Origin of the sequence: Mesonia sp. HuA40, from assembly GCF_008017835.1 — a bacterium.
Taxonomy (GTDB): domain Bacteria; phylum Bacteroidota; class Bacteroidia; order Flavobacteriales; family Flavobacteriaceae; genus Mesonia.
This window is the reverse complement of record NZ_VRLT01000029.1, coordinates 154,084-166,121: the sequence shown is the minus strand read 5'-3', so window position 1 is coordinate 166,121 and position 12,038 is coordinate 154,084. Positions and strand designations below refer to the sequence as shown.

Sequence of the window (12,038 nt, the reverse complement as noted above, 5' to 3'; positions counted from 1 at the left end):
TTTATTTTTTGGCAAAGATACAACCTATATTGATTTTAAGAAATGCTCGAGCATACTTGTGCGTTAAAAGCCTAGTGCATGTCATGAAAAAAATATATTTTTATACGTTATAAGTATAGGTAACAATGGAGCACTTTAGGGTAATTGAAAAGAAACTGACTCAATTTATTAGGCGGTATTATACCAATGAATTGATAAAGGGAATTTTATTGTTCTTTAGTATTGGAATCCTTTATTTTTTAGGTGTTGTTTTTTTAGAATATACACTTTGGTTAAATCCGTTTATACGGAAGTTTTTATTTTGGATTTTTATAGGTGTCGAAGCTATTTTATTGTTTAAATTAGTAGGTATTCCTTTACTTCAACTATTTAGGATTCGTCAAGGAATTAGCTACGAAGAGGCTTCTCGATTAATAGGAAAACACTTTACCGAAGTAGATGATAAACTGCTCAATCTTCTGCAGTTACAAAATAAATTAAGCAAAGAGGACTCTAAGTTATTGATTGCTAGTATAGAGCAAAAAGCAATTGAACTTAAGCCAATACCATTTCAACAGGCTATTAGTTTTAAAAGTAGTTTAAGTTACGCTAAGTGGGCTATTTTGCCCGCCCTTATTTTTACAATAATCTATGTTACAGATTCTCTAGATTCATTCAATCAAAGCTATGCCAGGGTAGTGCAGTATAACCAAGAATTTACCCCACCAGCACCTTTTGAATTTAGCATAGATAAAAATCAGTTACAACATTTTGAAAAAGAGAGTTTTACTTTAGAAGTTAAAGTGCACGGTAAGTTTTTGCCAGAATCAGTTCATTTATTAGTTAAAGATAAAAAACAACTACTAAAAAAAATAGATCAAAATACCTTTACATTTCATTTTGATAATCTTACAGAGAATTTATCGTTTAAACTCGGAGCCAATGGTTTTTATTCAAAAACTTATGACTTGCTGGTGCGTCCGGTACCCAAGTTAATCGATTTTAAAATGCAGTTGCAATACCCTGCATATTTAAATAGATTGGATGAAACGATAAATGGAACGGGAAATGCTAAAGTACCAGAAGGTACTAACGTAAAATGGCTGCTAAAAACGGAGAATACAGAAAATGTTGGTTTAAAGACCAAAGATACTGTTGTTTCTTTGGCTAATGATGCTCATCTTTTTCATTTTAATAAAAGAAATATTAAAGCGGCTTTATCTTATGAGGTCTTTACCAGTAATGCTTTTATAGAGGCATATGAAAGAATGAATTATAAGATTGAGGTTGTCAAAGATGAGCTTCCGCGGATTAAGATGCAACGACAAATAGACAGTTTAGAAACAGATATTTGGTATTTTAAAGGCAGTATTCAAGATGATCATGGTTTGACCCAATTGGCGCTGGTTATATATCCTATAAGCCAAAGAGAAGAGATAAAAGCTATTCCTATTGCCTTTACCGGAGAGAACTTTGCCGAGTTCTATTATGACTTCCCTAATGGATTGGACTTAACACCTGGAACGGCTTATCAATTTTATTTTGAAGTTAAAGATAACGATGAAGTAAACGGTTTTAAAAGAGCAAGGAGTGAAGTTTATAACTATAGGGTACAATCTGATAAAGAGAAGGAAAAACAGTCCTTAACGGAACAAAAGCAAGCGATATCGGGAATGAGTGAATCCTTAAACGAAATGCAAAAACAGCAAGTTAATTTGAATAATCTGAAAGATGATCAAAGAGAAAAAGCTCAATTAAGCTATCAAGATAAGCAAAGATTGAAGGATTTAGCGGAAAGGGAAAAACAACAAAATGAAATGATGGAGAAGTTTGCTAAATCACTTGAAAAAGAATTGAATAAAAATGAAAAAAATTCCTTGCTAAAAGAAGCCTTAAAAGAGCGCTTAAACGAAGTGAATAAAGACCGTGAGAAGGATGATAAGTTATTGAAAGAATTAGAAAAATACCAAGATAAAATCCGTAAAGACCGTTTAGATGAAAAGATGGAAAAATTGGGTCAAAACAACCTGACTCAACAAAAAAAGCTAGCGGAGTTATTGGAATTAACCAAACGCTTTTACGTAGAGCAAAAAGCCGAACAATTAGCTGCCGATTTGAAGGAATTAGCCGATAAACAAAATGAATTAAGCTATAAAAAAGAAGAGAATACAGGCGAGAGGCAAGAGGAGTTAAATGTTGAATTTGAAGAATGGCAGAAAAACATTGATCAATTGCATAAAGAGAATAAGGCCTTGATTAAGCCATTAAAATTAGAACGTTCTGAAGTGTTAGAACGATCTATTAAAAAAGATCAAGAAGAAGCCAAGAATATTTTAGAAGAACAGAAAGAGAATAAAGAAAATCAGGAGCAATCCCAACAGAATAGTAATCAAAGTAAAGCCCAAAAGAAACAACGTGAGGCCGCCCAAAAAATGCAAAGAATGGGTCAGAAAATGCAGCAAATGATGCAGAGTGGTGCTCAGGAGCAAATGCAGGAAGATGCAGCAATGTTAGAAAGGCTATTGCATAATTTATTACGGTTTAGTTTTAGTCAAGAGGAATTAATACAGCAATCTGAAGAATTTAATGTTCAAAACGCCTTATTAAAGGGAATTAGAACACAGCAGAAGCTAAAAGAAAATTTTAAACATATAGACGATAGTTTATTTGCATTGGCCAGCAGAAACCCCATGATTTCACCTAAAATAGATGAAGTGATAACGAGTATAAATTCTAATATAGATATAGCTTTATCTCGTTTGGCCGAAAATGAGGTGAATTATGCTACTGCGAACCAGCAATACGTGTTTAAGGGAGCAAATGATTTGGCTAATATGTTAGCTCAAAGTTTAGACCAAATGCAGTCGGCTATGCAAATGATGGGTCAGGGTAAATCGGGTCAAGGAAAACCGAAACCTGGACAAGGCAAGGGTCAAGACGGAGAATTTCAATTAGAAACCATTATTAAAAAACAAGGAGAACTAGGTAATAAAGAAGGAAACAAACCCGGTTCCAAGCAAATAGGTAAACAGGGGCAGAACGGGCAAGAGGGTCAAAAAGGTGAACAAGAAGGAGCAGGCGCACAGGGCGAGTCCGGACAATCTAATACTAAGCAGGGAAAAGACGGAAAGTCTGGAATTATGGGCGATTCTGAAGAAATGAGTAAGGAAATTTTCGAAATTTACAAACAACAACAAGCACTGCGTTTTCAATTACAAGATGTTCTAGAGTCTTTTAATATGGGTAAAGAGACGAATCAATTACTAAGGAAAATGCAAGAAGTTGAGAAGAAGATTTTAACTCAAGGCTATACCGAGGAAACCGGAAAAAGAATGCGCGATATTCAACATCAATTAATACAAATTAAAGGAGCTTTGTTAGAACAAGAACAAGAGAATAGGCGAACGGCTAAAACGAATAAAAAGGAATTTGTTAATGACCAAAGCAGGCTTCCCTTAAAGGCCAAAGAATATTTTCAAATGGATGATATTTTAAATCGACAAAGCTTACCTTTGCAACCAAAATACGAAGAAAAAGTACGTACTTATTTTAAGAATACCAATGATTCATTTTAATAACGAAAACGATTTTCAGCTTCCCGCACCACAGGAATATGAACGCTGGATAAATCAAATTATTCTATCCGAAAAGCATCGCCTAGGCGAAATCAATTATGTTTTTTGCGATGACGAATTTTTACTTAAAATTAATCAGGAATATCTTAGTCATGATACCTATACCGATATTATTACCTTTGATTATAAGGTGGGTAGAGAGTTGTTTTCAGATATATATATTTCTACCGATCGAGTAAAAGAGAATGCTGAAAAATTTGGGGTTAGTTTTGAAAATGAACTTAAACGGGTTATGGCTCACGGGATTTTACATTTATGTGGTTATAGTGATGCGACCGATGCTGAAAAGAGAATAATGCGTGAAAAAGAGAATGAAAAAATTGACATGTTCCACGTGGAACATTAAAAGCGTTTAAGATGTTTGATAAAGAATATGATGTGATTGTTGTAGGTGGAGGTCATGCAGGTAGCGAAGCCGCTGCGGCATCGGCTAACATGGGATGTAAAACACTTTTAATTACTATGAATTTGCAAAATATCGCTCAAATGTCGTGTAATCCGGCAATGGGGGGTATAGCTAAAGGTCAAATTGTACGGGAGATTGATGCAATGGGTGGTTATAGCGGTATTGTAAGTGATACCAGTGCTATACAATTTAAAATGCTTAATAAAAGTAAGGGTCCAGCAATGTGGAGTCCCCGAGTGCAAAGTGATAGAATGCGTTTTGCAGAAGATTGGCGGCTTATGCTAGAACAAACACCAAACCTAGATTTTTATCAAGATATGGTTGAAGGGATTTGGTTAGAAAAAGATAAATTAAAGGGGGTTAAAACTGGCTTAGGATTGCAAATAAAAGCCAAATCTGTTATCTTAACTAACGGAACTTTCCTAAATGGTCTTATTCATATTGGTGAAAAGAACTTTGGGGGAGGTAGAGCAGGAGAAAGAGCTGCTACTGGCATTACTTCAGACTTAATGGAATTGGGGTTCGAAGCCGGTAGAATGAAAACCGGTACACCTCCGAGAGTGGATGGCCGTTCTTTAGATTTTTCTAAAATGATTGAACAACCTGGTGATGAGGATCCAGCTAAATTCTCTTATTTAGATGTAACTCAACCTTTAAAAAATCAGCGTAGTTGCCATATGACTTATACTTCTACCTTGGTTCACGATCTGCTACGCGAAGGTTTTGATCGCTCACCTATGTTTAACGGACGTATTGAAAGTGTCGGACCGCGTTATTGTCCGAGTATCGAGGATAAAATAAACCGTTTTGCAGATAAGGATAGGCACCAACTTTTTGTAGAACCAGAGGGCTGGAATACTGTTGAATATTATGTAAATGGCTTCTCTACTTCCTTGCCAGAAGAGGTACAATACAACGCACTTAAATCAGTAAAAGGATTTGAAAACGTAAAATTTTTCAGACCCGGATACGCAATTGAATATGATTATTTTCCGCCAACACAATTAAAGCATACGCTTGAAACTAAATTGGTTGATCACTTGTATTTCGCTGGTCAAATTAATGGTACTACAGGTTATGAAGAAGCTGCCAGTCAAGGATTAATGGCAGGAATTAATGCAGCACTTAAAATTCAAGAAAGAGAAGAGTTTATTTTAAAAAGAGATGAGGCTTATATTGGTGTTTTAATCGATGATTTGATTACTAAAGGTACAGAAGAGCCTTATAGAATGTTTACCAGTAGAGCCGAATATAGAACGCTTCTACGTCAAGATAATGCCGATTTTAGACTTACAAAAAAGAGTTTTGATATTGGTTTAGCCAGTGAAGCTCGCTTAAAGCGGATGAATTACAAGCAGGAAGAAGCTGATAAAATGGTTCAGTTTTTTAAAGATACTAGCGTCGCGCCAGAAGAGATGAATCCTATTTTGGAAGCGCACAATTCTGCACCTGTGAAACAAGCTGGTAAGATGTTTAAAATCTTCGCAAGACCTAAAATGACTTTAGAGACTATGCGTTCGGTAAAAGTTGTTGAGGATTACATTGAGACACACAAACTTGATGATGAAATTTTAGAGCAAGTAGAAATACAGGTTAAATATTCGGGTTATATCGAGAAAGAGAAAAACAATGCAGATAAATTGAATCGCTTAGAAATCTTAAAGATTCCTGATAATTTTGATTACTTTAAATTGCAATCCATGTCGATGGAGGCAAGGCAGAAACTTTCGGAGATTAAACCTACAACGGTTTCTCAAGCTTCTAGGGTGAGTGGCGTTAGTCCTGCAGATATTTCGGTTTTATTGGTTTATATGGGTAGATAAATAGTATTGTTTCACGTGGAACAATTAAGGCAGTGTTATGAAAAGACTAATATTTTTACTGTTTTTATCGCTAAATTTAAATGCTTGTTTTTACCTGAAAAAAGCACGGGAAATAGAATTTTATGAGTTGGAATCTCCAGAGAAAAGCGTTTTTAATTTAACAGGTTATGTTTTTGAAACCAATGGCAACCTTCAGAATCAAAGACAAGAAATAGCCAATCATTTTGAAAAAAGTGCAACCGATAATTTAAATTATTTTACAACTAACAGGCTTGTTCCAGATCAATCGATAAACGTTTACTTACATTACACAACAGACTATGATGCCACGGTTAATCTATTAAATCCAATGGTAGATAAATTATTGTATGATGACAATAGAGACACTTGGGAGGGAGAGCAAGATTATCAAAGGCGAGTAGACAGAAGAAGAAGACGTGCACGTGCTAACAATACTCATTATTATATGAGTATTTATTTGATGGATGATAATGGGAATGATGTTTTAGGTCAAGAAGGTCTAAGTAAAGAAATAGCGATCAAAAATTTAGATCGATTGAGGAAAAAATTAAGCCGATAAAATTATGAACTTGCTAGACCCTCATAGAAAAATTTTAGAAACTAGAGATTTTACCGTTTCTAATGAAATATTTGATTTGTATGCTAATGCCAACGAGAATATCTTAATTACCCAACCTCAACCTGCCTTAGATAAATTACCCAACTATTATAGTAGCGAAGACTATATTTCTCACACCGATGCATCTTTTAGTGTATTTGACAAATTGTACCAAATGGTAAAACGCTATATGCTCAAAAAGAAAGCTAAGTGGATTGAAAATCTAAATCTATCGGGAAACCGCATATTAGATATCGGCGCAGGCACAGGGTCTTTTTTACAATTTATGTCTACGCGTGGTTGGGATATCGATGGGGTGGAGCCTAATCAAAAAGCACGAGCCTTGGCAAACGATAAAGGAATTAAGTTACAGAACGATTTATCTGCAATTAAAAGGCAATTTGATGTTATAAGCCTATGGCACGTATTAGAGCATTTGCCTGCATTACCCGAACAACTTGAACAGATAAAAAAATTATTACATAAAAATGGTAAACTGGTAATTGCTGTACCAAATTATACCAGTTATGATGCCCAATTCTACCAATCTTTTTGGGCTGCTTATGACGTACCTAGGCACTTGTGGCATTTCTCGCCAGATGGATTAATTTCGCTTCTAAAACAATTTGATCTAAAGTTGGTAAAAATTCATCCTTTAAAATTTGACGCTTATTATGTAAGTTGGCTTTCTGAAAAAAATAGAACGACCAAGAATCCTTTTAAAGCATTTTGGGTAGCTACTAAAAGTAATTACAAGGCAAAACGAACTAACGCCTATTCAAGTCTGGTATATATCTTCGAAAGTATATAAATTTTAATAATTAACCTATATAAGCCAATTTAAGAGTACTTTTTGTTAAATGTATCTATTACCTTATATTTTAAATTTAATCCGCTTAAATCGCTTTATATTAAGCTTATTTTTATAGAGATACATTATAGGAGAAAGTTAATAAATAAGATTTTATTATACTTTATTTTTTTTACTATGACAAGTAAATACTTATTACATTTGCTAAAAATAAAATTAAATATGAAGAAAATAGTTTTTGCTGTCATTGGGGTTTTCGCACTGGTATCTTGTAATCAAGAAAAAACAGCTTATGTAGATAACACTGTGCTAATTCAAGATTTTTCACAGATGAAAGAAACCGAAAAACGTTTCAATAAAAAATCTGAAAAACTAAAACGTACACTAGATTCCACCGCGATGGCTTTTAGACAAGAAGTTGAATCTTATCAAAACAATATGCAATCACTATCCGCGCAAGCTAGACAAGAACAAGAGGCGGATTTGATGCAGAAACAACAGCAATTGCAACAGAGCCAGCAAATGCAAAGCCAAGCTTTAAGACAAGAAAGCGATGAAGTAATCGATTCTCTCATTACTAAGGTAAAAGATTTTGTGGCTACCTACGGAGAGAAAAATAATTATACCTATATCTTCGGTTCGAATGAATCGGCTAATATTATGTACGCAAAGGAAGGAAAAGATATTACGCAAGAAGTTTTAAAGGCTTTGAATGAGTCAGTAAAATAAACCTATTATTGCATAATTTTATAAAAAGGTTGCCTAATCGGCAGCCTTTTTTATTAATTTTTGTTCTTTCTTGTGAATTAGGCGCGTAAGTTGAATGGATAAATCGGTTAAAACTAATTTATCATTTCCATTACGTTCAATATGGTAAAGCGCTTTTTCTATTTCTATTTGAATAGGTATTATGTTACCCCCGTGAATAAAAGGGGCGAAATTTTTTAATTTAAAACCAGCAGTTTTGGGTTGAAGATGTACTAAATCGTTTGCCGAATAATTAAGCAATAAGGCTTGTCTAAAAAAGTTTAGACAATATAATAAAAATTGCTTTTGGGTTTCTCTACCGGTTTGAGCAACCTCTGTACTCCAATTAATGAGATCTTTTATAGCCGTTTTATTGCCTTTAGCTCTAAAGGCAGCACGTACCCAGGTGATAAACCATTTTTCAAATAGTTCTTCGGTTTCAGATTGGTTGATTAATTTTAATGCCTTTTGAAAATCACCCTCGGCTTGTTGTGCAATTTGCAATGCTAAATTGGGCTCAATTTGCTTTTCAATTAAAGCCTCGCTTAAAACCGCTTCTCCTAAAGGAGGAAAATGTAAAACTTGACACCTAGATTTGATGGTTGATATAATGCGGTCTTCGTGAGCAGTAAGTAAAAGCAATACAGTTTTTGCGGGTGGCTCTTCAACTAATTTTAATAGCTTGTTCGCACAATCGTTATTCATTTTGTCTGCACCCCAAATAATAAAGACTTTATATCCGCCAGAGAAAGATTTTAACGATGCGTCTTTTAAGATATTTTCGGCATCTCTAACGTTGATAATCCCTTGCTTTTTCTCCTCATCAAGGTATTGGTTCCACGCATATTCGTCTGCATAAAGATTTTCCTGTATGAAATTTTTCCATTCGTTTTGGTAATCCTTGCTAGATTGCTTTTTATGGGTTTTTCTTATAATAGAAGGAAACACAAAATGTAAATCGGGATGCGATAAATCGCTTACATATTTTTTTGCTTGGGTTTTATTTTTCTCAGGGCCAAGTTCGCTTAAAATGTACTGTGCATAAGCTAAAGCCATTGGTAAAGTACCAAATCCGGTTGAACCCACAAAGAGTTGAGCGTGGGGAATAATATGCCGACTTGCGGTTTTTTGCAAGTGATTTTTAATATGATCTAAGCCGATTATAGAAGAAAAATCCATAAAGCGAAAGTACATAAATTTTTGTAATTTCATCCCGATTTAAAAATTGCCATAAGTGTTAGGACTTTGGGCTGTTTTTATATTTTTACAAACTTAAATTAATGCTAAAATAGAATGCGATGAAGACTATAGATCAGTTTAACTTTAAAGATAAAAAGGCGCTTATTAGAGTTGATTTTAATGTACCCTTAAACGAGGATTTTGAGGTTACCGATACCACTCGAATATTAGCAGCAAAACCAAGTATAGATAAAATACTCAACCAAGGAGGAGCTGCCATACTAATGTCTCACTTAGGTAGACCCGAAAACCAAGAACAAAAATATTCTTTAAAGCATATTGTACCAACATTATCAGAAATTTTGGGAGTTGAAGTTAAGTTTGTAGAAAATTGTGTAGGCAGTAAAGCCGAAGAAGCTGCAAATCAGCTTAAAGCCGGTGAAGTATTATTACTCGAGAACTTACGCTATCATAAAGAAGAAAAACAAGGTGATTCTGAGTTCGCAAAAGCATTAGCTAGTTTGGGAGATATTTATGTGAATGATGCTTTTGGTACGGCGCATCGCGCACACGCCTCAACAACGGTAGTGGCTCAATTTTTTGAACAAAAATGCTTCGGATATCTTTTGGCAAAAGAGATTGAGAGTATTAATAAAGTTTTTCAAGCGGAAGAAAAACCAGTAACCGCTATCTTAGGCGGAGCAAAAGTGTCTTCAAAAATAACTGTAATCAGTCATATTTTAGATAAAATAGATCATTTAATAATTGGAGGGGGAATGACCTTCACTTTTATAAAAGCATTAGGTGGTGAGGTAGGTAGTTCTTTAGTAGAAGATGATAAATTAGCTTTAGCCTTACAGATTTTAGAAAAAGCTAAAGCTAAAAAAGTACAAGTACATTTACCTGTAGATGCGGTCATAGCCGATGCTTTTAAAGATGATGCAAAAATTAAACTGAGTGCGATTGATAATATACCCGAAAATTGGATGGGCTTAGACGTAGGGCCAGAAACCAGTAAGCTTTTTGAGCAAATAATTCAACAAAGCCAGATTATTTTATGGAATGGACCTGTAGGGGTTTTTGAAATGTCTTCTTTCGCTAAAGGAACTTTAAATTTAGGAAACGCAATTGCAAAAGCAACAAAAGAAGGGGCTTTCTCGTTAGTAGGAGGAGGAGATAGCGTAGCAGCCGTGAAACAATTTGGTTTAGCCGACCAAGTTAGCTATGTTTCTACTGGAGGTGGTGCTATGCTCGAAATGTTAGAGGGCAAAGAATTGCCGGGAATAGTAGCCATAAACAAAGATTAATTTAAACCTATCACATGAAATTTAAACTTATTGCATTATTCTGTTTTTGTAGTGTGAGCTTCTTTGGTGTAGCTCAAGATAGTGCAAACATAACCGATCTACCAGTAACAGATAGTTTAAGCAAAGAAGCCAGTGCAAAAGAGTTGCACAACATGCTTGAAAAAGCTGTTTTAACTTATTTAAAAGATTATAAAGAGCTCAAGCAAGTCGATTCGATCTGGCAACAGGAATTAATGAACTCAGACTTGTATGCAGAAATGAATCAAGCCATTCAAGAAGGCGAATCATTAGAAAATGTACCTAGGCAAATAAATCGGGATACTTTAATTGCACGTCTTGATCGGTTAAATGCCAAAACTCCATTTAAAATAAGTTATAATACCTCATTAGAAAAAGTAATTAATTACTATTTAAAATGGCGTAAAGAAAGTGTGCAACGCTTAATGAGTTTAAGTCATTACTATTTTCCTTTATTTGAAGAGAAATTAGATCAGTACAATATACCGCTTGAGATGAAATACTTGGCTATTGTAGAATCGGCATTAAATCCGCGTGCAAAATCTCGAGTGGGCGCAACAGGATTATGGCAATTTATGTACCCAACAGGTAAAATGCACGGTTTAGAAGTGACGAGTTACGTAGATGCTAGAATGAGTCCAGAACGCTCAACAGAGGCTGCAGCTCAATACTTATCTACCTTATACGGTATGTTTAATGATTGGGACTTAGCTCTTGCAGCTTATAATTCGGGCCCAGGAAATGTTTCTAAGGCAATAAGAAGAAGTGGCGGTCAAACCGACTATTGGAAATTACGCAACTATCTCCCTAGAGAAACAGCTGGCTATGTGCCTTCTTTTATCGCTACCATGTACTTGTTTGAATATGCGTCTGAGCACGGATTTAAGTCTGCTAAACCACAAATCACTTATTTTGAAACCGATACTATTCAAGTTAAACAAGCGCTTAACTTTGAGATGATTGAAGATATAACTGGAGTTGATCAAGATTTGCTTGAATTTTTAAATCCAAGTTTTAAATTAGGGGTTATACCGCAAATAGAGGGTAAGCAATACCATTTAAGATTACCCAGAAAAGAGGCTGGTTTGTTTGTGGCAAATGAAGATCTAATTTATAAATATGTAGCACAAAAACACAAAGAAGCGAATATGCCCACAAAAGAAGAACTTCTTGAACCCGTTCGATATAGAGTAAGAAGTGGAGATTTTTTGGGTAAAATAGCAGCTCGATATGGGGTGCGTGTTAGTCAAATTAAACAATGGAATAACTTACGCAGCAATAATTTACGTATAGGACAATATTTAAGTATTTTCCCTAAAAATTCTTATGCAAGTCGTTCAAAATCAAACACAAACAAACACTATATCGTAAGACAAGGAGATTCTTTATGGAGTATTTCGCGAAAGTTTCCTGGAGTTAGCGTACAAGAAATTCAAAAATGGAACGATATTAGCGGTAGTCGTTTAAAACCAGGAATGAAATTAAAAATTTCAAATGGTTAAACTCTTGTAGAT

At 34.7% G+C, this 12,038-nt stretch carries 9 protein-coding genes; 8 read left to right on the top strand and 1 reads right to left on the bottom strand.

Features of this window, described 5'->3' with window-relative positions; genetic code table 11:
* Positions 1-125 precede the first annotated feature (125 nt).
* The 6 genes from FT993_RS07020 (at position 126) to FT993_RS06995 (ending at position 8,002) form a co-directional block, all read left to right on the top strand.
* Positions 126-3,554 carry a hypothetical protein gene (locus FT993_RS07020; protein WP_147861832.1) on the top strand — a complete coding sequence of 1,143 codons (3,429 nt, stop codon included), beginning with the start codon at positions 126-128 and terminating at the stop codon, positions 3,552-3,554.
* The gene (gene ybeY, locus FT993_RS07015) at positions 3,541-3,960 is read left to right on the top strand and encodes an rRNA maturation RNase YbeY (protein ID WP_147861831.1); all 420 of its coding nucleotides are present in this window, start codon (positions 3,541-3,543) and stop codon (positions 3,958-3,960) included. Before FT993_RS07020 ends, ybeY begins: the two co-directional genes overlap by 14 nt.
* Positions 3,961-3,971: 11 nt before the next feature.
* Positions 3,972-5,843, top strand: a complete 1,872-nt coding sequence (mnmG, locus tag FT993_RS07010) for a tRNA uridine-5-carboxymethylaminomethyl(34) synthesis enzyme MnmG (protein ID WP_147861830.1) — start codon at positions 3,972-3,974, stop codon at positions 5,841-5,843.
* 37 nt (positions 5,844-5,880) lie between these two features.
* Positions 5,881-6,423, top strand: a complete 543-nt coding sequence (locus FT993_RS07005) for a hypothetical protein (RefSeq protein WP_147861829.1) — start codon at positions 5,881-5,883, stop codon at positions 6,421-6,423.
* 4 nt (positions 6,424-6,427) lie between these two features.
* On the top strand, positions 6,428-7,273 hold the full coding sequence (locus tag FT993_RS07000) for a class I SAM-dependent methyltransferase (protein WP_147861828.1): 846 nt from the start codon (positions 6,428-6,430) through the stop codon (positions 7,271-7,273).
* Between the two features lie 222 nt (positions 7,274-7,495).
* Positions 7,496-8,002 carry an OmpH family outer membrane protein gene (locus tag FT993_RS06995; RefSeq protein ID WP_147861827.1) on the top strand — a complete coding sequence of 169 codons (507 nt, stop codon included), beginning with the start codon at positions 7,496-7,498 and terminating at the stop codon, positions 8,000-8,002.
* A 33-nt stretch (positions 8,003-8,035) separates the two neighbouring features.
* Here FT993_RS06995 and FT993_RS06990 read toward each other — a convergent pair whose 3' ends face one another.
* Complete coding sequence (locus tag FT993_RS06990) at positions 8,036-9,232, bottom strand: DNA polymerase III subunit delta' (RefSeq protein WP_255504441.1); 1,197 nt, start codon at positions 9,230-9,232, stop codon at positions 8,036-8,038.
* An 86-nt stretch (positions 9,233-9,318) separates the two neighbouring features.
* Between FT993_RS06990 and pgk the strand changes: the two genes are divergently transcribed.
* Together pgk and FT993_RS06980 are read left to right on the top strand one after the other, a co-directional pair.
* Complete coding sequence (pgk, locus tag FT993_RS06985; RefSeq protein ID WP_147861826.1) at positions 9,319-10,506, top strand: phosphoglycerate kinase; 1,188 nt, start codon at positions 9,319-9,321, stop codon at positions 10,504-10,506.
* 14 nt (positions 10,507-10,520) lie between these two features.
* Positions 10,521-12,026: a LysM peptidoglycan-binding domain-containing protein gene (locus FT993_RS06980; RefSeq protein WP_147861825.1), complete on the top strand. Its 1,506-nt coding sequence runs from the start codon at positions 10,521-10,523 to the stop codon at positions 12,024-12,026.
* The last annotated feature ends 12 nt before the right edge of the window (positions 12,027-12,038 follow it).